Annotated in this window: 19 protein-coding genes and 1 pseudogene; 9 read left to right on the top strand and 11 right to left on the bottom strand. The window is 69.5% G+C overall.

Annotated elements, in window-relative coordinates; all coding sequences use genetic code 11:
• Positions 1-155 precede the first annotated feature (155 nt).
• The 3 genes from ACFCZF_RS35175 (at position 156) to ACFCZF_RS35185 (ending at position 4423) form a co-directional block, all read left to right on the top strand.
• On the top strand, positions 156-761 hold the full coding sequence (locus ACFCZF_RS35175) for a TetR/AcrR family transcriptional regulator (RefSeq protein WP_376675095.1): 606 nt from the start codon (positions 156-158) through the stop codon (positions 759-761).
• Between the two features lie 589 nt (positions 762-1350).
• On the top strand, positions 1351-2853 hold the full coding sequence (locus tag ACFCZF_RS35180; protein WP_376675096.1) for a UDP-N-acetylmuramoyl-L-alanyl-D-glutamate--2,6-diaminopimelate ligase: 1503 nt from the start codon (positions 1351-1353) through the stop codon (positions 2851-2853).
• Between the two features lie 550 nt (positions 2854-3403).
• Entirely contained in the window at positions 3404-4423 is a 1020-nt protein-coding gene (locus tag ACFCZF_RS35185) for a tetratricopeptide repeat protein (protein WP_376675097.1), read from the top strand.
• A 275-nt stretch (positions 4424-4698) separates the two neighbouring features.
• Here the strand turns inward: ACFCZF_RS35185 and ACFCZF_RS35190 are convergent, their stop codons facing one another.
• From ACFCZF_RS35190 to ACFCZF_RS35220, 7 genes are all read right to left on the bottom strand, one after another.
• Positions 4699-5712, bottom strand: a complete 1014-nt coding sequence (locus tag ACFCZF_RS35190) for a pyridoxal-phosphate dependent enzyme (protein WP_376675098.1) — start codon at positions 5710-5712, stop codon at positions 4699-4701.
• Positions 5670-6674 (bottom strand): GHMP kinase, encoded by a 1005-nt coding sequence (locus tag ACFCZF_RS35195; RefSeq protein WP_376675099.1) that lies wholly within the window; start codon positions 6672-6674, stop codon positions 5670-5672. The genes ACFCZF_RS35190 and ACFCZF_RS35195 overlap by 43 nt, the downstream gene beginning before the upstream one ends.
• On the bottom strand, positions 6671-7480 hold the full coding sequence (locus ACFCZF_RS35200; RefSeq protein WP_376675100.1) for a Rossmann-like domain-containing protein: 810 nt from the start codon (positions 7478-7480) through the stop codon (positions 6671-6673). The genes ACFCZF_RS35195 and ACFCZF_RS35200 overlap by 4 nt, the downstream gene beginning before the upstream one ends.
• Positions 7477-8235, bottom strand: coding sequence for a methyltransferase (locus tag ACFCZF_RS35205; protein ID WP_376675101.1), 759 nt, complete (start codon positions 8233-8235; stop codon positions 7477-7479). Before ACFCZF_RS35205 ends, ACFCZF_RS35200 begins: the two co-directional genes overlap by 4 nt.
• Before the next feature lie 105 nt (positions 8236-8340).
• The gene (locus ACFCZF_RS35210) at positions 8341-9351 is read right to left on the bottom strand and encodes an ABC transporter substrate-binding protein (RefSeq protein ID WP_376675102.1); all 1011 of its coding nucleotides are present in this window, start codon (positions 9349-9351) and stop codon (positions 8341-8343) included.
• 14 nt (positions 9352-9365) lie between these two features.
• The gene (locus tag ACFCZF_RS35215; protein WP_376675103.1) at positions 9366-10139 is read right to left on the bottom strand and encodes an ABC transporter ATP-binding protein; all 774 of its coding nucleotides are present in this window, start codon (positions 10137-10139) and stop codon (positions 9366-9368) included.
• A 1-nt stretch (position 10140) separates the two neighbouring features.
• Positions 10141-11193, bottom strand: coding sequence for a FecCD family ABC transporter permease (locus tag ACFCZF_RS35220; RefSeq protein ID WP_376675104.1), 1053 nt, complete (start codon positions 11191-11193; stop codon positions 10141-10143).
• 389 nt (positions 11194-11582) lie between these two features.
• Between ACFCZF_RS35220 and ACFCZF_RS35225 the strand changes: the two genes are divergently transcribed.
• Both ACFCZF_RS35225 and ACFCZF_RS35230 read left to right on the top strand, forming a co-directional pair.
• The gene (locus tag ACFCZF_RS35225; protein ID WP_376675105.1) at positions 11583-12866 is read left to right on the top strand and encodes an MFS transporter; all 1284 of its coding nucleotides are present in this window, start codon (positions 11583-11585) and stop codon (positions 12864-12866) included.
• A gap of 430 nt (positions 12867-13296) precedes the next feature.
• Positions 13297-13623, top strand: a complete 327-nt coding sequence (locus ACFCZF_RS35230) for a GNAT family N-acetyltransferase (protein WP_376675106.1) — start codon at positions 13297-13299, stop codon at positions 13621-13623.
• A gap of 462 nt (positions 13624-14085) precedes the next feature.
• Here ACFCZF_RS35230 and ACFCZF_RS35235 read toward each other — a convergent pair whose 3' ends face one another.
• From ACFCZF_RS35235 to ACFCZF_RS35245, 3 genes are all read right to left on the bottom strand, one after another.
• Positions 14086-14820, bottom strand: a complete 735-nt coding sequence (locus ACFCZF_RS35235; protein WP_376675107.1) for a dienelactone hydrolase family protein — start codon at positions 14818-14820, stop codon at positions 14086-14088.
• A 1015-nt stretch (positions 14821-15835) separates the two neighbouring features.
• Positions 15836-18619, bottom strand: a complete 2784-nt coding sequence (locus ACFCZF_RS35240; protein ID WP_376675108.1) for a SpoIIE family protein phosphatase — start codon at positions 18617-18619, stop codon at positions 15836-15838.
• Between the two features lie 23 nt (positions 18620-18642).
• Positions 18643-19143 carry a DUF6003 family protein gene (locus tag ACFCZF_RS35245; RefSeq protein ID WP_376675115.1) on the bottom strand — a complete coding sequence of 167 codons (501 nt, stop codon included), beginning with the start codon at positions 19141-19143 and terminating at the stop codon, positions 18643-18645.
• Between ACFCZF_RS35245 and ACFCZF_RS35250 the strand changes: the two are divergent.
• The 4 genes and pseudogenes from ACFCZF_RS35250 to ACFCZF_RS35265 all read left to right on the top strand — a co-directional run.
• Positions 19066-19288: pseudogene (locus ACFCZF_RS35250) on the top strand (hypothetical protein); the annotation flags it as partial. The gene ACFCZF_RS35245 and the pseudogene ACFCZF_RS35250 sit on opposite strands and share 78 nt — an antisense overlap.
• A gap of 256 nt (positions 19289-19544) precedes the next feature.
• Positions 19545-20039 (top strand): MarR family winged helix-turn-helix transcriptional regulator, encoded by a 495-nt coding sequence (locus ACFCZF_RS35255; RefSeq protein WP_376675109.1) that lies wholly within the window; start codon positions 19545-19547, stop codon positions 20037-20039.
• On the top strand, positions 20036-20494 hold the full coding sequence (locus ACFCZF_RS35260; protein WP_376675110.1) for a MarR family transcriptional regulator: 459 nt from the start codon (positions 20036-20038) through the stop codon (positions 20492-20494). Before ACFCZF_RS35255 ends, ACFCZF_RS35260 begins: the two co-directional genes overlap by 4 nt.
• Before the next feature lie 972 nt (positions 20495-21466).
• Positions 21467-22024 carry a dihydrofolate reductase family protein gene (locus ACFCZF_RS35265; protein WP_376675111.1) on the top strand — a complete coding sequence of 186 codons (558 nt, stop codon included), beginning with the start codon at positions 21467-21469 and terminating at the stop codon, positions 22022-22024.
• A 123-nt stretch (positions 22025-22147) separates the two neighbouring features.
• On the opposite strand, the gene ACFCZF_RS35270 is transcribed toward ACFCZF_RS35265, so the two are convergent.
• The gene (locus ACFCZF_RS35270) at positions 22148-22627 is read right to left on the bottom strand and encodes a hypothetical protein (protein WP_376675112.1); all 480 of its coding nucleotides are present in this window, start codon (positions 22625-22627) and stop codon (positions 22148-22150) included.
• Between the last annotated feature and the right edge of the window lie 973 nt (positions 22628-23600).

Here is a 23600-nt window from a genome sequence, read left to right on the forward strand (position 1 = left end):
CATCCCTGCGCGTCACCGAACGGCCCCGATAGTTTGAATGCCGTTCTAGGAGTTAGAACGGCATTCAAGATGCGCTGCGGAGGTCCCGCCGTCAAGACCTCTGCAGAAAACGGAGGCTAAGGTCGTCTCCCGCCGTAGCAAGGAGGAGGGGCCACGTGGCAACGACTGCGCGACGACGCGACGGGCACGACGCCCGTGAACGGATGCTGAAGGAGGCGATGGCGGCCATCGCCGAGGACGGGCTGGCGACGCTCACCATGTCAGCCCTGGCCAAGCGTCTCGGCACCAGTGGCGGACACATCCTCTACTACTTCGGCAACAAGGACCGACTGCTGCTGGAGGCGCTGCGCTGGAGCGAGGACGCGCTGACCGCGGAGCGTCGAGCCCTGCTGGCGCGCCGAGTCGCCGCCGAGCGCAAACTCGACCTCTTCCTCGAGCTCTACCTTCCCGTCGGCCCGCGCGACCCGCGCTGGACCCTCTGGATCGAGTTGTGGGCACGCACGGGGGCGAACGAGCAGTTGCGCGCGGCTCAGGCCGAGATCGACGTCGGCTGGCACGAGGACCTCGGATCACTCCTCGCAGAGGGCGTGAGGCGGGGCCGTTTCGCCGCCGGACTCGACACCGCGGCCCTGGCCTCCGCGCTGCTGGCCCTGCTCGACGGATTGAGCACCAGGGTCGTGCTCGGCCAGCACGGCGCGGACCGCGCCGGCGCGCTGGAGACTGCGCGGTCCGTGGCGGCACGACTGGTGTCAGGGGACTGACCGACGGTTCGTCCCCGCGGCAGTACGGGAAGCCAGCCTGGCCCCGACACCCCTACAGGTCCGGAGATCCGAGAGGTCACCGACCGGGTCATCGGTGCCCGAACCGTCAAACGCATGGGGCATCTGCTGGACAGCGGGCGGGGACCAGGGTGCCGTCCGCGATGAGCGCGGTATCCCGTCGAGATCGGCGCCTTTTGCGACCTCGGTGCTTGGTGCTCGGTGCGTCGAGGAGGTGGAGAGCAGCCGTATGACCCTGAAACGAAATCCGAACCATCCTTCCGGACGTACACTCGGCCATATGAGTCGCACCGGCGTGAGCGGGAAGTGCCTGCACCAGGCAGCCCTTGGTGTGGTGGCGAGCTGCCGCACCGCCCTGCACGGGCACGTCTAGCGACCTTCCGCGGTTGCCGTCGGGGCGATCCCACACCGTTTCCGCGCCGTGCTTCGGCGCCCCTCGTGAGCACGGCGCGCACCGCTTCGACCTCGCACATCACACGCGCTCTACTTCCCCATGCGGCTTCGGCGCATCGCCGTTGCCGCGTTCCGGCGATGGCCGTATCACGGCCGAGCCACCCTCGAAGGGACCATCTTGAAGCTGAGCGAGCTGCTGGCCGGACAAATCCACCACATCCTTCAGGGTGACGCCGAGGAAACGCGCATCACCGCCGGAACGGCCTTCGACGCGGACCGGGTGGCGCCGGGATCGCTCTTCATCGCGGTGCCCGGACATCCGGAGGGCGGGCCGGACGCGGTCGCTCCTGCCCTCGCGCGGGGCGCGGCGGCGGTCATCGTGGAGGACGACTGCGTGCTGCCGACGACAGCGGGAGATGCCTGTGTCGTGCGGGTGCCGGACGTCCGCATCACAGCCTCCGTCGTCGCCTCCCGCTACTTCGGCGAACCTGGCCGCAGCATGGACATGGTGGCCGTCACGGGCACCAACGGGAAGACCTCGGTCTCGTACATGGTCGAGTCCGTGCTGCGAATCGCCGAGGGGGTGAGGGCCGGGGTCATCGGCACGGCCGGAAGCCGAATCGGTGACGAGCTGATCCCGATGCCCCGGTCGGTGCTGACGACCCCGGAATCGCCCGACCTCCAATACCTCCTGGGGTGCATGCGTGATCGCGGAGTCGGCACCGTGGTGCTGGAGGCCACGTCCATGGGCCTGCTGACCCACCGGGTCGACCGCACCTTCGTCGACGTGGGCGTCTTCACCAACCTGAGCCAGGACCACCTGGACGACCACGGCACGATGGACAACTACCGCGACGCCAAACTCAGGCTCTTCCAAGGACTGTGCCGGCACGCCGTGGTCAACGCGGACGATCCGGTGGGCGCGCGTATCGGCACGATGATGCCGGGCGCGGTGACCACGTACGCCCTCGACGCCGAGGCCGACTACCGGGCCACGGATCTGGTCGTGGACGCCTCGGGAACCCGCTTCAACATCCACCACGACGGTCGCAAGTACCCGGCCGCGATCCCCGCACCCGGCAGGTTCTCTGTAGCCAACGCGCTGGCCACGGTGGCGGCCTGCCACACCCTGGGGCACGACCTCCCCGGGCTGGTCTCCGCGCTCGAACGGATGCCGCAGATCCCGGGCCGGTTCGAGCGTCTCACGACATCTGGTGGTACCTCGGTGATCGTGGACTACGCGCACTCCCCCGACTCTTTGAACAAGGTGCTCGGCACCATCCGCGGCTTCGCCCGGTCCAAGGTCATCACCGTCTTCGGCTGCGGCGGTGACAGGGACACCACCAAGCGGGCCGAGATGGGAACGATCGCCGGGACGCACTCCGACCTCTGTGTCCTCACCTCGGACAACCCGCGCAACGAGGACATCGAGGCGATCCTGGACCAGGTCACCCCGGGCATCGAGGAGACGGGCACCCCGTACCAACGCATCGCCGACCGCCGCAGCGCCATCGGCTTCGCGCTTTCGGCAGCCGGCCCGGACGACATCGTCCTGATCGCGGGAAAGGGCAGTGAGCCCTACCAGATCGTCGGTGACGCGCTGCTGCCCTTCAGCGACATGGCCACCGTCCGGGAGCTCGCCGGAGTCCGAGCGGTTCGGAGTCACCCCACTCTGGGGTAGACGGGCGTCAAGCCGGGCTCCCGCTCCCCCCGGTGGAAGCGGACCTCCCGGACCGCGGTGGTGGAGTCACGCCCGTCGACGGGCGACCCGTCCGGCCGGTGCGGCACCCCGCACGCCGGCTGCGCGGCCGCCCCGGACCGAGCTCTCCCCCGGGCTGTGGGAATTGTTCACACGGTTGGAGCCGGGCTGCTGAACAAATCCGACGGGGTTGTACTCGTGGGAGCAGGCCACCAACAGCGGGAGAGGATCCATGCGTAAGTCGTTCGCGGCAGCGTTCTGCGCACTGACGGTGCCGGCGCTCGGTCTGAATGGTTGCTCGACCAGTCCTCCGATCGAGCGATCGAGCGGAACGAGGAGGAGCGTCGCGGACAATCGTCCCGTCCCCATCCTGCTCCACAGCGAAGAGAACAGCGTCCTCCAGCGCTGAAGCCACGCCCGAGATCTGCCGGACGGCCGATACCGCGACGTGCAACCAGTTGCTTGCCAACTGTCCGGGCCCTGCGTGAACAGACGAGCCTGAGTCGAATCTGCGATTGAGGAGGCGGTTTCCGTGCACACATCGGACATGCTGGAGGCTGAAGGGGTCTCGCTGGTCAACCGTGGCTTGGCATTGTGGAGCCAAGGTCTGCGCGAGGAAGCTGTGACCGTCATGCGGCAGGGAATCGCCGTATGCCGCCAACTGGCCGTGGCGGAACCCGCAAAGATCAACCATCTGGCGCTGGCCCTGAGCAACCTGGGTGGCATGCTCGTCGACTGGGGCCGACCGGCCGAGGCCATTCCCGTGCTCGAGCATTCGATCAAGATCACGCGGATCTACAGCGACAAGAGCCACGAGTTCACCGCCGACCTTGCGGGAGCGCTGAAAAACCTCGGCAGCGCCCTGAAGGAGTGCGGCTCCCAACAGGAGGCGATCGTGGTCTTGACCGAGTCGGTCGCGACGTATCGGCGTCTGGTGGGGCAGGGAAGGCCGCAGTACGAGGTCCCCTTGGCCCGGGCGTTGAACAGCCTGGGGAACGCTCGCGGCTTGGTCGCTGAGGCGAGGGACGACTTCGACGCGGCCATTGCTCTCCTGCGCCGAGAGGATCTCGCCGAGTCGGCGCTGCAGTTGGCCGCGACGCTGGCCAGTCAGTGCGGAATCCTGATGCATCTGAAGTGTCACGAGCGTGCCGTGGCCAACTCCGAGGAGGCGGTGGCGATCTTCCGGCGGCTCGGCGATACCAACCCCGCAGGTGTCGAGCCGTACTTGGCCCATGCACTTCCCACCATGGCCGAGGCCTTGGTGGCCGTCGGCCGGCTGGACGAGGCGCACACCGCCGCCACCGAGGCGATCGGCATCGTCCGTAGGCGCTCCACGGCGAATCCGGACGGGTGGCGACAGCATCTGATCCGGGCGCTCCGTCTGCTCGGTGACCTGCTTCCCACGCTGAACCGGCATGCGGAAGCGGCCGCTGTCGCCGAGGAACTCGCGCGGCTGGTCGCGGAGGACCACCACGACGACAAGGCCCTCCACCAGCCCGCCCCCGAGAAGCCGAAGGGGTTCTTCCTCTCCCGTTTCAAACGCAGGCGCTGACAGGCTGTGCCGGGTCCTTCGTGCAGGGGCAGTGGCCTCCCGCGAAAACAGGTGCGGCACAGGGGGGCGCAGGCGCCGTCCGCCTCCAACAGCTGCCCCTGCCGGGCTCTCAGGTCCGCAGCAGGGAATTGAGCCGAGCTGGGCTCGGCGGCGGCCTGGCCCCCGGTGCTGGACGCCACGACGGTCCGTGAGATCGCCGAGCCGTCGGACCCCTACGAGCAACACTGAGACTCCGACGCTCCCCTGCCGTCACCCGACCCCGTCCCGGCGGCGGCCTACCCGAGGAGCGCTCCCTCGGGCGCGGGTGACCCGTCCCAGCTCATCCGGGACCAGGGGAGGGACAGTTCGTCCGTGCCGCTCACCGCCTGAGGTGCCAGGTCCTCGATCCGGGCGGCCTCCCGATGCCGGGCGAACACGGTGTCGACGTAGCGGTGGCCGGTGTCGGCGGCGATGAACAGGGCGGTACGGCGGGGCTCTTCGCGGCGTTCCCACCGGGCGGCGAGGTAGGCGGCTCCGGTGGACAGGCCCGCGAACACTGCGTGCCGGCGCAGCAGGTCGACGCTGCCGGCGAGGGCGGCGTCGAAGGCGAGCCAGTGCAGGACGTCATAGAGGTCGTGGCGGACGTTGCCGAAGGGGATGGAGCTGCCGATCCCGGCGATGATGATCTCCGGGTCGGCGACGTGTTCGCTACCGAAGGTGACACTCCCGTACGGCTGGATGCCCACGAGTCGTACGTCGACGGAGCGTTTCCTCAGGTAGTGGGTGAGGGCGCCGGTGGAGGCGCCGGAGCCCACGCCACCGACGAAGGTGAGGGAGTCGCCACCGGACCGGTCGTGTATCTGTTCGGCGACGGCTTCGTAGCCGAGGTAGTGGACGTCGTCGTGGTACTGACGCATCCAGTGGTAATCCGGATGTTCCCGCAGGATCTCCCGGACGCGGACGACGCGGCGGTTCTGGTCGAGCTTGAGGCTGCTGCTGGGCGGCATCTGCTCCAGGTGGGCGCCGAGTATGTCGAGCTGGGTACGCAGGGTGTGGTCCACGGTGGTGGAGCCGACGATGTGGCAGCGCATGCCGTAGCGGTGGCAGGCCAGGGCGAGTGCGTAGGCGTAGATGCCGCTGGAGCTGTCGATGAGGGTGTCGCCGCGTCGTACGGCTCCGGTGTCGAGCAGGTGGCGTACGGCGGCCAGGGCGGAGACGACTTTCATGGTCTCGAAGCGCAGGCAGAGGAGTCCGTCGTCGAGGCGTATCAGGTCCGGCCGGCCGACGGCTTCCGAGATGTGTTCGTCCACGGGAACTCCTCACTGATGGGGGACGCGAAGGTGGTGAAGGTCCGGGTCGGTGTGATGCCCTCACGGCCCAGGGCACGAGTGCAGCGGCGCAGTCTGCGGTGCAGGCCGGGAGTGCGGGGGTCGAAGAGGATGCCGGCGACGTTCCCGCTGTGGGCGATCTGCACGCCCACGGCGCCCGTGCTGTCGGCGATGCCGGTGAGGGCCGGGAACTCCTGGTGGCGCAGGACGCGTTGGCGCAGGCGGGCGCTGGCGGTGCTGACCCGGCCGAGCAGGGCGGTGTCGGCGTCGGTCACCGCCCGGCGGAGCATACGGCGCAGGTGTCCGTAGGCGGCGAGGTCGTCGTCGTGGTGGAGGGCGGGGAGGGAGAGGGTGTCGACCGGTGCTCCTCCTGCGAGCGCGCACCCGACCACCACGGCGGGCGGCAGCGCGGCGCCCAGCACTTCGAGGACCCGGCCTTCGCGCTGTGCGAAGAGCAGGGGGCGTGAACCGTACATCAGGGGGTCGCTGGCGCCTTCGGCGCGCACCGCGATCCGGGCGATCGACCTCGGCGGCAACAGTACGCCCCAGGAGTCGGCGACCGCCCGCACGGTGGCGATGACGTCGCTGGTGGAGGAGCCCATGCCGAGCCCGACGGGGAGCTCCCCGGTGAGGGCCAACTCCCCGCCGCAGGGCTCGGCGTTGCGGTGTGCGGCGCACTCCCGTACCGCGAGGACGGCCGCCGTACGAGCCTTGGTGCGGCCGCCGGGCGTCACCGTCACGTCGTCCGCCGAGCTGCCGGGCCGGTGCGCGAACCGGGCGGTGCTGCCCGGCCCGTGCATCGGCAGCGTGACCAGGGCGTGGACGGTGCGCCGCCGCTCGTCGAGGAAGACGCCTTGCAGGATCTCGCCGTGATGGCAGGCGGCGCATCCGGTGCCCTCCGTGCCACGGGCCGGGGCCTCCGGCGGGCGGGTGGCGGCCGTCATGCGTCGGCCGCCACCCGGTAGCGGTACAGGGTGGTGGGTTCGGCACTGAACTGGGAGAACGGGAAGGGCTCCGCGGACAGGGCGGTCACGCCCCGTCCGAGGAAGGCGCGCGCCACGGCGCTGCCGGTCTGGGCGTAGACCACCAGAGGCACGCCTCGTTCGCGACAGCGGGCCAGGACGGTGTCGAAGCTCCCGTTGCTGAGCGTCATGCCGGTGGCCACGACAGCGTCGGCGGTGTCCAGCACCTCGTGCATGTCGTCGGTGACCGGGTCGCCCCATTGGGTGGTGCGCAGGTTGAAGTCGCAGAGCAGGGGATCACCGCCGCGCTCGCGGATGGCCGCGACGAGCGGGTTGACCACCCCGATCAGACCGACCCTGGCCCCGGCGTCGATGTCCAAGAGCCCGGCGATGGCCGCGTCCCGCGCCAGCGCCCGGGTCTCGGGTGTCCCGGCGGGCAGGGTGACCGGTTCCGCCTCGGTCGCCTCCCGGTGCGGGCGGACCGAGCTGAGGTAGGCGTCGAGCGCGGCGATCCGCAGCGGACCCGGCGCCTCGCGCAGCAGCGTGTCGACGGGGGTACCGGAGGCGTCGCGGCATATGGACGGGTCGACCTCACCCGCTTCGAAGGCGCAGCCGCCGAAGGAGTCGCCCAGGCGGACGAGGACGTACTGGTTGAGGTACGTGGTGTTCCCGCCGGCCAGCCGGGTGCCGTGGTGCACCCAGAACACGCTGGTGGCGATGAGGTCGGCGGGGCGGGGGCCGTGCTCGCCCGCCAGGACGGCGGCCAGGAGTTCCTCGGTGTTCTTCATCGCCGTCCTCCGGTGCGAGGCGTGTCGTGGGTGATACGGAAGAGGAAGGTCAGCACGCCGTCCTGCCAGTCGTGGAGATGGTCGATGTGGGGGCTGAGCCCGTGGTCCAGAGCGTGTTGGACCAGGGCCCGCAGGTCCGCGGTGTTGGAGGCGATGACGTAGATCTCGCCGCCGGGGGCCAGCAGGTCCTTCTCCGCGATCTGGGCGAAGAACTTCGCCAGCAGCGGCGCGCCCACGCAGACGTTGCGTACGACGTCGGGGTCGTCACTGACGGTCTGACTGACGGCGGGCGGGTTGAAGGTGATGACGTCCAGTTGGGCGTCCTCGGGGAGAGCGTCGAAGACGTCACTCACCGCAGGGAGGAACGCGGTGTCCGGGCGCTCGCCGACCAGGCGCCGGTAGTGACTGGTGGCGGCGGCCACGCTCTCCGGGTGGACGTCGAGCGCGTGGATCTCCCGAGCGCCCCGGACGGCCGCCGCGACGGCCTCGACACCCAGGCCGACGCCCATGGCGGCGTACCGGAGGCCGCGGGTCTCGATGCGGCCGTCGAGCACCCGCTCGTGGATCAGGCGGCTGGTCCAACCGGGTATGAAGACGCCGGGCGGAACGTCGAACGTCCAGCCGTTCCACTCGTAGGAACGAGTGGTGTGCAGATCCGCCTTGGGCTGGTTGAGGGCGATGATCCGTTCGGCGGGCAGGGGTGGGGGCAACTGCTCCAGGAGAGCGTGGCCGATCGAGTCACGGTCCATGTCCATGGGGTCCTTTCCTTGTCGCACGACGGGGTGGCGCTTGGTCACGCCGAAGTGCGGCCTGCCCGGCGGGCGTTCACTCCTGCCGGGCGGGCCGTGGTGTGCGGAGGCTCAGCCCTTGAGTTCGCGCAGGTAGGTGGCGAACTTCTCCAGGCCGTCGATGTTGCGGGGGCCGCTGATGCCCTCGTTGTAGTCGAGGACGAAGAAGTTGTTCTTCTTCACGGCCGGGAGTTCCCTGGTGTGGGGGGACTCCTTCAGGAAGTCGATCTTCTTCGCGGCGGGCAGGTCGCCGTAGTCGAGGATGACGATGACTTCGGGCTCGGACTCGGCCACGGATTCCCAGTTGACCTGGGTCCAGCGCTCGTCGAGGCCGTCGAAGACGTTCTTGCCGCCTGCCGTCCTGATGATGTCGTTGGGAGGCACCTGGTTGCCCGCGGTGAACGGCTGGTCGGTACCGGAGTCGTAGAGGAAGACGGGCACCGGATCGCCGTCCGGGGCCTTGGCCTCGACCTCCTCCACGCGCTTCTTCAAGCCGCCGACGACTTCCGTGGCCTTCTTCTCGACCCGGAAGATCTTGCCCAGCCGTTCGAGGTCGGTGTAGAGAGCTTCGAAGGGGCTCATCTTCTCGGGGTGGCCGGGGTAGTTGAAGCAGCTCTCGGTGTGCATGAAGCTCTGGATGCCGAGTTTGTCCAGGATCTCGGGCGTGATGCCCCGCTCGTCCTTGAAGCCGGAGTTCCAGCCGGCCACGACGAAGTCGGACTTGGCCTCGACCACGACCTCCTTGTTCAGAAGGTCGTCGCTGAGCATCTTCACCTTCGCGTACTCGGACGCCCAAGGTGACTCGCTCACCGGCGGGTTCGCGGGAGGCATCACGTAGCCGTGCACGTGCTCGGTCAGACCGAGGGCGAACAGCTTGTCAGCGCTGCCGCCTTCGTAGGCGACGGCCCGCTCGGGCACCGTGTACTTCACCGGTTCGCCGCAACGCTTGACGGTGACCTTGCTGGATTCCTTGGCGTCCGATTCGACCTCGGCACCACATCCGCTGAGTACCAGGGCCGCCGCCAGGGCGGAGCCTAGAGCGGCAGGCCGGCGGACCATGGCGAGGTTTCGGGTTGTACGCATGCGTGAGTGGCCTTTCAGCGGGTGGAGTTGAGCGAATACAGGAGCTGGGGATCCCCTGTCAGCGGGTGCGGGACGACGCTGGCCCTGACGCCGAAGACGTCACCGACGAGCTGTGTCGTGAGCACGTCCGCGGGCGCGCCGGAAGCGACCAGGCGGCCCCGGGAGAGCACGCCGAGCCGGTCGCAGGCCGCTGCGGCGAGGTTGAGGTCGTGCAGGACGACGAGGACGGTGAGACCGGACCCGCGCAGGAGCGAGAGCAGGTCGACCTGATGGCGGACGTCCAGGTGATTGGTCGGCTCGTCCAGGACGAGGATCTCCGGTTCCTGCACGAGCGCGCGGGCGAGCAGCACGCGCTGGCGCTCCCCGCCCGACAGCGTCATGACGCCCCGGTGCGCGAGGTGTCCGATGTCGAGCTGGTCCATCGCCCGCTCGCACAAGCCGCGTTCTCGGCCGCTGAGCGCCTGGTTGCCGCGCAGATGGGGCGCGCGTCCGAGCGCGACGACCTCCTCGACCGTGAAGTCGAAGTCGACGCCACCGTCCTGGGTCATGGCCGCGATGGTGCGTGCGCTGTGGCGCAGCGGGAGCCGGGTCAGGTCCTGCTCACCTACCCGGACGGTTCCGGAGCTGGGCCGCAGCGCCCGGTACACACACCGCAGCGCGGTGGACTTGCCGCTTCCGTTGGGTCCCACGAGCCCCACGACCTGTCCGTCCGGCACCTCCAGGGACAGCCCGCGCACGAGACTCTTGCCGTCCGTCACCACGGAGAGTTCGTCGAGTTTCAGGTCCATGTCAGCGACCTCCGAAGGTGTAGCCCCTGCGCCGCATCAGCGCGATGAATACGGGCACCCCCACGAGCGCGGTGATAACCCCGAGCGGCAGCTCACGCGGGGCCACCAGAGTCCGTGCCGCCAGGTCGACCCACACCATGAAGATCGCTCCGACCAGTGGGGCCACGGCGAGCACGCGGGCGTGAGTGGCGCCGACGACCATTCGCACCACGTGCGGCATGACGAGTCCGACGAAGGCGATGGCGCCGCTGACGGCGACCATGACGCCCGTCACCAGCGAGACCAGGACCAGCAGCACCTTGCGATGCCGGTCTGGATCGAAGCCGAGGCTCGCGGCGGTCTCGTCGCCGAGGGAGAGGACGTCCAGCGCCCGCCCGTACCGGTACAGGACCGCGAGTCCGGCCAGCACCACCAGGGAGACCACGGGCAGCGCGCCCCAGGTCGCGGCCCCGAAACTGCCCATGGTCCAGTACAGGACCATGCTCGTCGCCTCGCTGTCCGGGGCGAAGTAGATGATCAGGCTCATGACAGCCTGGAAACCCAGCGACATGGCCACGCCCGTCAGGACGAGGCGCAGTGGTGACAGCGCACCCCGACTGGAGGAGGCGGCGTACACCAGGATCGAGGCGACGAGCGCACCGATGAAGGCACCGACGGAGACGGCGTAGATGCCCAGTGCCGCGAACGCTCCGGTGACCGTGATCCCGACGGCGCCTACGGAGGCGCCTGAGGAGACCCCGAGGACGAAGGGGTCGGCCAGCGCGTTGCGCACCATGGCTTGAATCGCCACTCCGACCGCGCTCAACCCGGCCCCCACCAGCGCCGCCAACAACACGCGCGGCGTACGGATCTGCCAGATGATCTGATACGTCGTCACCTTGTCGGGGCCGATGCGCCCTCCACTGAGAGCCGCCCACAGATGGCGGGCGGTCTCGCCCGGGGTGACGACCGCCGGCCCGAGCCCGATGGCGACGACGACGGACACGAGCAGGATGGCAGCCAACCCCACACAGCTGAGGAACAGTACTTTCCGGGACGCGAGTCGAGTTCGCACAGCCCCAGCGGGTCGGGGCGCCAACGCCTCGGCCGGGTCGACCGCGTCCGCGTCAGCCGAGGCCACAAAGACCGAGGGGGGCGGCTTGTGCGGTACCTTCACTTTCCCTCGCTAATGAAAATCATGTTCATGTGCAGGAACCTAGCACGCCCTCCGGCCCGACGGACAGCCCAGACCAACTGACGGCACAGGGCCGCGGCATCCATCACAAGGGGGCGGCCGACAGCACTCTAATGGAAATGATTATCACTGCGATAGTGTGGCGCCTGCGCCGCGCTGCCCGCCGTGTGCCACGGCTGGTCCCGTCGCACAACCTCACTGCTGTACAGGGCTGTTGTAGCCGGTTCGCGTCCGATCCATCACCGCCAACAGGACAGGAGTACTCTCTCGTGCCCACCCCCGCCGCCCCTCCCACCGCCGCCGAGTCCCCTCCGGTGAAGCAGCGCTCGATTCTGCTCGACCTGGCCTTCCTCCGGCTCTGGACGGGCGCCACCGCATCGGGCCTGGCCACCTGGGCCCTGCCCTTCGTCCTCGGCCTCGCCGTCTTCGACCGGACCCTGGCCGCCACGGACCTCGGCCTGCTCCTCGCCGCGCGCACCGTCGGGTTCCTCGCCGCGGTGCCCGTGGCCGGGGTGCTCGCCGACCGGCACTCCCGCCGGGGTGTCGTGTTGTGGGCGGGGCTCGCCGCCGGAGCCGCAGCACCGGTGATCGCCGCAGGGCTGGGCCGCTCGGTGCTGCTGATGGCGGCGGCCGCCGCGGTGGCGGGAGCCGGCCAGGGCGCCTGCCGACCCGCCTACCAAGCCCTCACCGCCGAGGTGGTCGACGCCGGTCGCAGGCAGCAGGCCAACGCCGCCATGACCCTGGCGGTACGGGTCACCACCCTCGTGGGCCCCTCCCTGGCCGCGCTGCTCGCCGTCTCCCTGGACACCCGGGCACTGCTGTTGGGCATCGGGCTGCTCTGGCTCGTCGCGGCCTGTGTTCCCGGACGCGGCGCACGGCCTGGGGCTGCGGAAAATACGGCGGAGCCGTCGGCCGGGGCGGGCAGGGCGTCCTTCCTGACCGAGTTCACGGAGGGGGTCCGCGAGGCGCGCGGGCACCCCTGGTTCCTCGCCGGTCTGGGCGCACTGACTGCCGTCATAGCCACCGGCTACTCCGCGACCGGCGTCGCCCTGCCCATGGTCAGCAGGGACGAGTACGGGACCGAGGTCGTCCTCGCGGGTGCGATGACCGCCTACACCGCCGGAGCGCTGGGCGGTGCACTGCTCATGGCCCGCTGGCGCCCGCGCTCCCCCGGCTGGGCCGCCCTCGCCGGCCTGGCCTTCTACGGCTTCGCCCCGCTCAGCCTGGTCTTCCCCGTGCACCCGGTCTTCGTGATGGCCGCCTACACCGTCGCGGGCATCGGCATCGAACTGTTCAACGTGCCGTGGTTCACCGCCGCCCAGCGCGAGGTCGCCCCGGACAAACTGGCCCGCGTCTCCTCACTGGACTTCCTGCTCTCGTACGGCCTCGCCCCGATCGGACTCGCCGTCATCGCCCCCGCCATCGACGCCTTCGGCGCCACAGCGGTCCTCGCGGGCTGCGCGCTCATCTGCTTCGTGGCGCCCGCCACCGCCGCCCTCGTCCCCAGCGCCCGTACCTTCTCAACCGCACGAGAGCGCAGCGACGCCAACTGACGGCCACAGCGAAGAACAAACCCCCTGGCGGGGGCAGCCTGGAGTCATGCACGCACACGCACCTTCCCACCGCCCAGAGCAGGCGCAGGGCGGGGACTCGCCGATGCCACCCCTGGCGATGGTGGACGGGTTCGGCAGCCGTGCGTCCAGCTCGATGTGTGAGAGGTCGGCCAGCCACGATCCGGGAACCTTCTTGTCGAAGGCCGGTCGCCTCTCGTGCACGGGGGCACACAGGCCCACCGGCAGGCGGGAGGCGGCGGCAGGAACGCGGTGTTCACGTCCAGGCCCAGCGCGAACGGCTGTGCCGCCTCCTCCCAGGCGACCAGGTCCACGTCGCGCATCCAGTGGAAGACCTCTTCGTCCAGGAAGCCGCGCTTCCAGCCCTGGGCACCGGATGCTCCAGGGGGGCGCCTCCGGCGGGGCAGGCTCAATGGGTGCGGTGCCGGGCGAGCCGGGGTTGTGGCCGGAGCTCCAGGCGCCGGACGCCGGGACGCTCCCCGCGGCTCGCCGTCGCGGTCTCGCACTCACGGTCACCGCGGCACTGGTGGCCGACGCCCGATCGCGGGGCGCGGCCACCGTCTTTCTGTCTGCAGGTGACAACGACGTCGCGCAGATCTACGCGCGACTCGGCTTCCGCACGGTCGGTACGGCACTGATCGCCGAGCCCGCCGAATGGGTCCCCTCCGTCCGCCCCGGCCGACGGCCTCTGCCAGGGGGCGCCCGTGAATTCCTGGCTGCTGCCAGTACAGGTGCCTGAGCACCCCGATCAGCTCCGGGGAGTGGACAACGTCCGCCTCAGCGCCCAGCCTCTCAACCTGATGCAGCACGGTCTGCCACGAATCTCTGATCACCTCGGCCGCGATCACCTTATGACCTGCGAATCACCCGCCGCAGTTCCCGCAGAAGCCGACAGCCGACCTCCCGTGAAGCACAACGGGACTGATCGTCTTGGCTTGGCGGTCACCACCATCACGGGGAGACCCTGAAGGCGCGGAGCCGTACCGATCCTCCCACCGCCGTCACGAACTCGTCAGTCCGAACCAGCGAGGCGCGCACATCCACATCGCCCATCAAGCAATGGCTCCCCGGTTGTCGGCGTACACCTGCTTGCGAGTACGCCGACACCGGTGAGGGCGGGCCGCGCCTGCCCTCACACAGGCTTCGAAAGATCGCTAGGACTCCGTACCCATGTACTGGGTTTGGCTTCCGAGCCGGAGCCTCAGCTGTTGGCCAGGGTGCGGTCGAGGAGAGGGAGCAGGCGGTCCCAGTGGCGCCGCAGCGCGGCAGGGTTGAAGGCGTCGGTGTCGGACATGGTGAAGCCGTGGACGGTGCCGGGGTAGATCTCGGAGGTGTAGCCGACCCCCGCGGCGTCCAGGACCTGGTTGAGCTCACCGAGGGCCTCAGGCGTCATGTCGCCTTCGGCGTGGCCGAGGTGGACCTGGGCGGTGAGCTTGGAGAAGAGGTCAGGCCCGTCGACGCCCACGGGGCCGTGGAATGCGGCGAGGGCGGCCACTTGGCCGGGGTGGGCCGCGGCGGTACGCATCGCCAGGAGACCGCCTATGCAGTAGCCGGTCACCGCGACCGGTCCGGCGCCGACCTCGGGCTCGGTGGCGAGGAAGCTGAGGTAGGCGTCGGCGTCACTCCGGACACGTTCGGCGGTGTGCGCCTCGATCAAAGGCATCAGCTGGGCGAAGACCTCGGGCCGGACCTCTTCTCCGATGTGCTCGGGAAGTTCGATCACCGGTGCCGGGCCGTGCCGGTAGAAGAGGTTGGGGACGAGCACGTAGTACCCGTGCTCGGCCAGTTCGCGGGCCATCTTCCGCAGCACGGGCCGAATGCCGAAGCCGTCCGGGTACATCAGCACGCCTGGGTGCCGCTCGCCGTTGTCGGGGAAGGCGGCGAACGCGTCGGCCTGGCCGTCCGCGGTGGGAATCTGCAGCATCTTGGTGGGCATGAGTTCTCCTGTCGTGGTTGACGTGTCGAGCTGTGATCAACACGACAGGAGGCGGAGCCCGCGCAGCAGCACCGGGTCGTCGGCCCGACAACGGGCCGACTCCGGCCCGTACGGCGCTCAGAGGAGCGCCGGGTCACCAATCCGTGTGTGGCGCAATGCCGTCCCGGTAGTCATCGCCGCACAACGTAGCGCACCGGACAGGACCGATGCCAGCCCTCCCCTGTCCACAACGCTCTTCGCGGATCTCGGTCAGCACCTCTGATCCTGAACACGGTCGACGTCGTGCCCGCGACAGAGATACCTATCTTGCTTCTACACGGTCCTCACCACACTTCGAAGGCCCCGTTCGAATTCTGAGCTGGGCAAACGACGGAACTGAACAGAGAGTGTCACCGAATTGGGCGGGGCGCTGCCGGCCTGTAGATGTGTGCGGTCAGGCGCGGCCTCGTCCGTGTACTGGCGCAGCTGAGGGCTGGAGAAGTCGCCGGGCAGCGCCTCGCCGAGTTCGGGGGCGACGGAGACGACGACCACGTCAACCGGATCAAGATGCTGAAGCGGCAGATGTATGGACCCGCCGGCTTTGCGCTCCTCAGGCCCGTGCGGTTCACGCACCCCGAAGGCGACCCTGACACCTGACCGCTCATGCCCCCACGTTTGCCGCGAACAGGACGGTCACAGCCAAACCCAGCGGCTGGACCCGCGCTTTACTGGCGCAGAGGCAGTGTTCCGGCCATGCACTATTCCCGGCCGTGAGGCGGCACGGTGGAGATGACCGGCTGACCGCGAGGACAGGAGAGGATCGGTACAGTGACCCCCAGGGACCCCAGCCACCGCAGACACTCCCTCTCCCCCGGGCGCGGCGGGGCCGGAACGCCCGCCGTACTCAATCTCCGGCGGCACCTTGGTCGAGTGGGTCACCACGGCCATCGGCACCCGCGAGCGACCCCCTCGCCGCGCTACCGGGCACCCTGGCCCTTGTCCACCCCGACCAGCGCGGCCGCTACGCCACCGTCGGTCACGGCTCCAACTCGGACAGGTCGTCGAGCCCCGGGAAGAGACGCGGATCGGGAAGCGGCGCCTCGGCCGAGGGCAATTGCGTCAGGGACTGTTCCGTCCATACGACCTTGCCGGTCGAGGTGTATCGGGTTCCCCATCGCTCGGCGAGCTGTGCCACGAGGAACAGCCCGCGTCCGCCCTCGTCGGTCGTGGCCGCCCTGCGCAGATGGGGGGAGGTGCTGCTGCCGTCGGACACCTCGCAGATCAGCGCCCGGTCGTAGAGCAACCGTACGTGGATCGGTTCGGAGCCGTGACGGATGGCGTTCGTGAGCAGTTCGCTGAGCATGAGCTCTGTGGTGAACGCCATGTCGTCCAGGCCCCATTCGGTCAGTTGACGGCTGCACGCGTTGCGGACGGTGCCGACGGCGGCGGGGTCGCGGGGGACGTCCCAGTCGGCGACGTGGGAACGGTCCAGCAGTCTGGTGCGGGCGACGAGGAGTGCTACGTCGTCGTGACGGTGCTCGGGCAGCATGCCGTCGAACACCGCCTCGCAGATCTCCTCCGGAGTGCGCTCGTGTGCCCCGGTGAGTGTGCCGCGCAGCGCTTCCAGGCCCTCGTCGATGTCGCGGTCGCGCCGCTCGACCAGCCCGTCCGTGTAGAGGACGAGCGTGCTGCCCTCGGACAGTTGCAGCTCGGCGGTCTCGAACGGGAGGCCTCCCAGGCCCAGTGGCGGCGCGATGGGCACTTCGGCCATCCCCACGGTGCCGTCGGGATGGACCAGCATGGGGGCGAGGTGCCCTGCGCGCGAGATGCTGCACCGTCCGGAAACCGGGTCGTGCACCGCGTAGAGGCAGGTGGCGCCAGTGACCGCTTCCCCGCTCGAACCTTCGGGGTCCTCCTGGTCGAGGCGGCTGACCAGTTCGTCGAGATGGGTCAGGAGTTCGTCCGGGGGCAGGTCCAGCGTCGAGAAGTTCTGTACGGCGGTACGCAGCCGTCCCATGGTGGCCGCCGCGTGCAACCCGTGCCCCACGACGTCACCGACGACGAGCGCGACACGGGCACCGGGCAGGGGGATCACGTCGAACCAGTCGCCACCGACCCGAGCCTGGGCGGGCAGGTAGCGGTAGGCGATGTCAACGGCGCTCTGATTGGGCAGGACGTGCGGCAGGAGGCTCCGCTGAAGGGTTTCCGCCATCGTGTGCTCGCGGGTGAAACGGCGAGCGTTGTCGATCGCGACGGCGGCTCGGGCGGTCAGCTCCTCGGCGAACGTCAGGTCCTCCTGGTCGAAGGGCGCCGAGCCCTCCGTACGCCAGAAGTGGGCCACGCCCAGAGGGATGCCGCGCGCCTGCAACGGCACCGTGACGAGCGAGTGGATGCCGTACGCGCGGACGGCGTCGGCCCCTTCCGGGTCCTGAGCCGGCCACGTGTGGAGGGCTGTCAGGTCGGCTTCCAGCACCGCCCGTCCACTGGTCAGCGCCGAGGCAGCGGGCGTGCCCGTGACGTCGAGCGGAACGACGCCTCCGACGGGCCGGAACGGGTGGTCTTCCCGAATGCCGCGCAGGGCGGTGCGCCGCATCTGCGTGGGCGTGCCGGACGGCTCCTCGCCCCGCGCCACGGCGTCCAGCAGGTCCACTGTGACGAAGTCGGCGAACCGCGGAACCGCCACACCCGCCAGCTCTTCGGCCGTCTGGACAACCTCCAGGGTCGTACCGACCCGTACCCCCGCCTCATGAAGGATGTTCAGCCGCTCACGGGCCACCTCCGCCGTGCCGGCCAGTGCTCGCAGCTCCGTGCTGTCCCGGAGGGTCGCCACGTGGCCGGAGGGTCGGCCGGACGGGGCGGTGCGCCTGGTGTTGACGGCCACCAGCCGGCCCCCGGCCAGGTGTACCTGGTCCGTGACGGGGCTATCGGAGCAGAGCAGTTCGACCGTGGCGGAATCGAGGCCCAGCTCCGTGATGTGCTGCCCGTCGGACTCCTTCGGCAACTGCAGCAGCCGCCGCGCCTCGTCGTTGGCCAGAACCAGACGACCGTCGCGGCTCGTGATGAGTACCCCCTCGCGGACGGCGTGCAGCACCGCGTCGTGGTGTTCGTACATCCGAGTCATCTCACTGGGCCCGATGCCCCGTGTCTGACGTCGCAGGCGTCGGCTGACCAGCGCGGCGCTGCCGACGGCGAGAAGCAGCGCGACACCGGCCGAGGCCATGATCACCGGGATCTGGTCCTGCAGTGACTGCCCGACGGTTCGGAGGCTCACCCCTGCCCCGACGAGCCCCACGACCGCGCCGTCACCGTTGGTGACCGGGACCACCGCTCGTGCCGCATCCGTCGGATCGCCCTCGTAGATCTCGGTGAACGGCTCGCCGCCCGCCGCCCGCTCGACGCCCTCCGCCCGCTTGCCGATCAGATCCGGGTCGGTGTCGGCGTAGCGGGTGCCGTCCTTCGCCATGACGACGATGAAGTCCACCCCTGTGCCCCCGTGCGCCGCGGCCACGTACGGTTGCAACGCCGCTGTCGGATCGTCCGACTCCAGTGCTGCGACGAGCCCCGGCGAGTGCGCGAAGCTCTCCGCGACTGCCCGTGACCTCTCCTGCGCATCCTGTTCGGTGTCGTTGCGTGCTTGCAGGGTGAGCCCCGCGACGGCCGCCGCGATCAGGAACACCGCGACCACGATCTGGAGAAACAGCACCTGCCCGGCGACGCTGCGCCCACGCAGCTCCCACCAACGGCCCGGGCTCCTTCCCTCACCGGTCAGGTCGACCGAGAGCTGACCGGCACGGTTCGATCGAGCGGAACGCCCCTGCATACACCTTTTCTAGCATCTTTGGATTAAATAACGTGTTTCGGATGGTCGTGCGACAGGCGGGCCACCCCGGTGGCCCTGCCGAAATTCCAGATGGCGTAGCTGTCACGAAGTGACGCAGGGCGCGGCTGCGGGAGATCCGGGCCAGGAACAGATCGACGAACGACGCCCGCCCATCGACCCGGCCTGCGCTTCACATCGGGTGGGGTCGGTGATCGGCACCGGGAAGTGCCCGGTTTCCGGGTTCGGCGGCGAGTTGCTCCCAACGGCTCAGCGTGCCGGCCCAGCCGTGGCCGGGCGAAGGTCACCCCTCGGCAGTCCGGCTGCCGGCAGTGGGCGATCGCCTTGACGTTGGCCAGCTCCTCGCCGGTCAGCTCCGCGGTGCGGTACGCCGGTACACCAGCCGCGAGCGCACGAGTCAGCAGCGCTTTACGGCCGTTCCGCAGGAGCGGTACGTTTCCTCGCTCCGCGACGTCGCGGAGATTCTGCGCGCCACGCGCAGCGGAGTGGCCTGGCAGGCCCTCTATGTCATGATCGGCGCCTACTGTCTTGGACCACGAGGTCGCACGCTTCTTCGCGGACGCGGAGGCCATCTACTCCTTCGAGGGCACCAGGGAGATGAACACTCTGGTCGTCGGCAAGGCGATCACCGGGGAGAGCGCCCCCGTCTGACCGTCCGGCCCGGGCCGGTCCCAATCCGAAGCTCTTCGCTTGCACGGCGTCCTCGTGTTCCCACCGCACTCGCAGGACCACCGACTGAAGCAGGCCGGTGGACCTGTGGGTTGAAACTCCGGACCCAGCACGAGGGGCGGCGGTTCAGCGGTCCCGCGTCGGAGGTGTTCCACTGGGACGTCGCGCCGCCGAGTGGGGGCGCCACGAGATCCACAGGATAATAGCCATGGACATAGTCGCCATGTAATCTATCGTCATGGGTAAGGGTGCACCGGGTCCTACGCCTGGTTTCTTGGTATGGCGGCTCGCCAACAAATGGCGCGTCGCGGTCGATCGCGCGGTGGCTCCACTGGGCCTCACCCACGCGCAGTACTCACTGGTCGCGTCGCTGCACGGCATGCAGCGGGCCGGCGAGCGGCCCAGCCAGCGCCGGCTCGCCGACCATACTGGCCTGGAGGCGCTGTACGTCTCGAAGCTGGCGCGCGCCCTGGAGTCGGCCGGTCTGATCGAGCGCACCCGCGACCCGAGTGACCCGCGAGCCGTACAGCTCGCTCTCACCGAGCAGGGCCAGGCCGTCACGCGGCAGGCCGTCGTGGTGGTCCAGGAACTACTTCAGCAGTTGCTGGAGCCGCTCGGCGGCCTCGACGCCCCGCGGACGCGTGCGTTCACCGACGAGCTGACGACCCTGCTCTACGTACCCCTCGCTCCGTCCGTACCGAACGACGACACCACTCAGGGGAGAACACCATGACCACCACTGCGGCCACCCCCACGGCCCCCGCCGCCGACTCCCGCGTCCTCGGCCTGGCCCACTACGCCGCCCGCGGCGTCCTGGAGCACGTCCTGGCCCGGCACGGTGTCACGTTCCGGCAGCAGATCGTCCTGCGCGCCGTCGTCACCACCGACGCGCCGCAGACACCGGATGACGTCGTCACCCAGGTCCGGAGCTCCCTCAAGGCCGATCCGGTCGATATCCGCGCCACTCTCGACGAGCTGCTGGCCCGGCAGTTGCTCGTTACGGACGCCGCGTACCTTCGCCCCACGGACGCGGGGCGCGAGCTGCTCGCCGCCGTCGGCGCGGAGGTCGCCCCCATCTCCGCCCGCATCTGGTACGGGATACCCGCCGAGGACCTGGCCGCCGCCGGCCGTGTCCTCGCCCTGGTCACCGAGCGTGCCAACGCGGAGCTTGCGGCGCTGACCACCTGATCGCGAACGCCTGCTGCACCCACGTCACCAGGGACCACGCCGCCGCGGGACCGGCGGGACTCGGTGTCGGAGGAGATCGGCGCGTTCCTGGCGGGCGATGGTCCTGGTCAGAAGCTCCTCGTCCGCGGCTTCGACCGTAGGCCCTCGGGACGAGTGGTGTCGGGATCCCGTCGGTAGCACCAGGCCGAGTCCACCCGTGGGTCTTCGTGCCGCTCGCCCTGCTTCCGTACACCCCCGGCAGCCAGTGCGTCGGCTGGGGTCGTACGGCCTCGGCGCTGCTCGTCGCGGCGTGGTTCGTCCGCTCGGTCTGTGGGCGAACCGGGCAACGGCGACGCCGGTGGCCCTTCTGGCCGCGCGTCCCACTCGCCGGACGGGGCCGGCTTGTTCTCCTGCCGTTCTAACGGCAGGCAGGTCGTCGTCGAGATGGCCGTGTCCGCCGTAATAGACGAGGATTGTCGCGGTGGCTTCGGCGGCTGCCCGTCGGACGGAGTCGATGAACTCGATGGCTGTCTGGGATCGGTGACGACCGTACGGTGCTCCGACGGCAGGCCTCAGCCCGGTGCTGAAGTGGAGAACTCGGCGAGTGCCACGACGTTGTTCCGGACGGTCGGGGCGGCAGGTGATCGTAGTCCGCGACACCGATCAGGACCACCCGTGAGGATTCCGGGCGGGGAAGCGGCATCCGGTGACTACTCACTCTCCAGCGCATGCCTGGTCCCCTCCACGTGCCCCCGTCCATCGCGGGTGCGGACCGGCGTTCCGGCATTGAGCCGGCCGGTCCTTGAGACCGTGCGGGGTACCGTGCCGATGAGGTGCCGCGCGCAACTGGGTCTGCCGACGCGGTGCGCTTCGTCCCGGCTCTGACGGTCGACGGAACCGGGCCGGCCGGCCGATCGATGAGTTCTGGGTCGTGCGGAGGTCACATCTGTAGGGCCGCCGGCAGACTGACGCGGTCGTACTCGAAGGAGACGCATGGCAAAGCTCATCTACTCGATGATCACCTCGCTCGACGGATACGCCGAGGCGGCGGAGGGCGACCTTGGCACCGGGGCCGAGGACCAAGAGGTGCACACCTTCATCAACGACCTCTTCCGCCCCGTCGGCACCTACCTCTACGGCCGACGGATGTACGAGACGATGGTCTACTGGGAGACCGCGCACACCGAGCCCGACCAGCCGCCGCACATCCTGCAGTACGCCCGCGACTGGCAGGCCGCGGAGAAGATCGTGTACTCCACGACGCTTGAGTCGGTATCCAGCGCGAAGACCAGGATCGAGCGGACCTTCGACCCGGACGCGGTGCGCAAGCTCAAGGCCGAGGCTGATCACGACCTCACCGTCGACGGCCCGAACCTCGCGGCCCAGGCGATCGCGGCCGGCCTGGTGGACGAGTACCACCTGTTCGTCACCACGAGCGTGGTCGGCGGCGGCAAGCGGTTCTTCCCCGACGGCGTCCGCCTCGATCTCGAGCTGGTCGAGGAACGTGCCTTCGACAGCGGACTGATCTACGCACGCTACCGGACCCGCTGAGCCGCACCGGCCCGTGACGCTGTCTGTCAGCGGCCGAGCCGGGGCGGGGCCTGTGACAACGGCCAACACAATGAAGCGCCGAGGACGCCGTTGGCGCGACAAGGTCCTTACTGATCGTCTTATTCAGCGGCCACCCTCGGCTTTCGAGACGAACAGCTTGTGCTTCGGGTAGCCGGGCACGGCGGACCCACGACCGACGAGACCGGCTTCGCCCCCAGCAACGACTGCGAGGCACCCGCCAGTGGCAAGGGCCAGGCCTCCACCGCCAAAACCGATCGACAGCACGAGGACACTGCCTGGGTCCAACGCGATCAGACCGTAAAGGGGGAACGCGGCGACCAGGCAGGCAAGGGCCGCGATCCAGCGGTGGGCACGCCTGCGCCGCGTCGCCGCAGGGCTGTGCACGGTATAGGACAGCGTTTTCGCACACACCAGGCACTTGACGGAGTATCGACGGGCTGGTTCGCCGTCCTCGGGCCGTTCAACCACCCAGGTCCGGCCGCGGTAGTCCCAGGCAACGGTCCCGTACGACGCCGAACGGCCCACGAAGTTCTGGCGATGGCCAAGCGTGGTGCGCTGCTCACGTTCAATTGCCAGCGCCACGCCGTGACTCCTCCGAGCTGCCCTTTCACCCGATGCCAACACGCATCCTGGACGGAGCTATACCCGAGGTCAAGCGCCCGACGGCATCGTTCGAGCCGCCACAAGGGCACGGAGACACGCGGGGCCGGAAGCATCCCGCGGTGCTCTGCTTTCAGCGGCTGGACTCGGTGATGCCGAAGACCAGGACGATCAGCACGGTCAGCTTCTCGTCGTTGCGACTGCGCGGTCCGCCGACGCAGCCGCACGACCATGATGACCGCCATACCTGCCAGATCGACCGGATAGGCCGTCTTGCCTCCGACGGGCCCCGCCCGCAGCCGCGCTCACATCTCGTCCGGCCACCGGCCCCCTGCAGCGCCAGCCTCCTGGACGGCCAGGACGACCAGGCCCGCTTCCGCCCTGGCCGTGGGCCGCGTGGGGCGACCCCTTCCGCGTACGGATATTTGGGGAGCCTTGGCCAGTTGGTGCGGGCTGGGGCCGTGCGCCGGCAGACCCGTGCGCCCAGCCCGCACCAGCTGAAGCTGCGGCGTACCCTCCGCAACCGGCCGAGCACGATACGGCGTGATCAGGCCGTTCAGCGTGCCCCACGGAGCCGTCGTGCGGGCCCACCGGAAGCTTCCTCGCGGAGGGCAGGGCCAGCAGGACCGGGCGCGCGCTGCCCGCATCTGCTGGTGGGTGCGAACAGGGAGCGCCAGCAGCGACACAGAACGTCCCGGGCCAGACTGTGAGGCGGACGCCTGTGCGATCACCACGCCGAGCGGAACTCCGGAGATCGCAGACGCGATCCTCCCAGCGCCCTGACCAGTACAAACCGATCCTCGAGACACGCAGCGTGACGGCGGTCAGTAGACTCACTGGCCGACTCCGGGAGGAACTGAGGCTCTTCGGCACTTTCCGTGAAGCGAGCTGGTCAGTGCGCCAGGAGGATGCGTCTTCGCAGGAGGTCGAAGCCGGCCCGGCCGTAGTGCTGGCG

This window comes from Streptomyces sp. NPDC056296 (genome assembly GCF_042268605.1).
Lineage (GTDB): Bacteria > Actinomycetota > Actinomycetes > Streptomycetales > Streptomycetaceae > Streptomyces.

Bases quoted from the DNA above. Each gene is read 5' to 3' on its own strand.
- ACFCZF_RS35195 (WP_376675099.1), bottom strand. From the start codon at position 6,674: ATGACGGCCGCCACCCGCCCGCCGGAGGCCCCGGCCCGTGGCACGGAG.
- ACFCZF_RS35200 (WP_376675100.1), bottom strand. From the start codon at position 7,480: ATGAAGAACACCGAGGAACTCCTGGCCGCCGTCCTGGCGGGCGAGCAC.
- ACFCZF_RS35205 (WP_376675101.1), bottom strand. From the start codon at position 8,235: ATGGACATGGACCGTGACTCGATCGGCCACGCTCTCCTGGAGCAGTTG.
- ACFCZF_RS35210 (WP_376675102.1), bottom strand. From the start codon at position 9,351: ATGCGTACAACCCGAAACCTCGCCATGGTCCGCCGGCCTGCCGCTCTA.
- ACFCZF_RS35215 (WP_376675103.1), bottom strand. From the start codon at position 10,139: ATGGACCTGAAACTCGACGAACTCTCCGTGGTGACGGACGGCAAGAGT.
- ACFCZF_RS35230 (WP_376675106.1), top strand. From the start codon at position 13,297: ATGGGTGCGGTGCCGGGCGAGCCGGGGTTGTGGCCGGAGCTCCAGGCG.
- ACFCZF_RS35235 (WP_376675107.1), bottom strand. From the start codon at position 14,820: ATGCCCACCAAGATGCTGCAGATTCCCACCGCGGACGGCCAGGCCGAC.
- ACFCZF_RS35240 (WP_376675108.1), bottom strand. From the start codon at position 18,619: ATGCAGGGGCGTTCCGCTCGATCGAACCGTGCCGGTCAGCTCTCGGTC.
- ACFCZF_RS35255 (WP_376675109.1), top strand. From the start codon at position 19,545: ATGGGTAAGGGTGCACCGGGTCCTACGCCTGGTTTCTTGGTATGGCGG.
- ACFCZF_RS35260 (WP_376675110.1), top strand. From the start codon at position 20,036: ATGACCACCACTGCGGCCACCCCCACGGCCCCCGCCGCCGACTCCCGC.
- ACFCZF_RS35265 (WP_376675111.1), top strand. From the start codon at position 21,467: ATGGCAAAGCTCATCTACTCGATGATCACCTCGCTCGACGGATACGCC.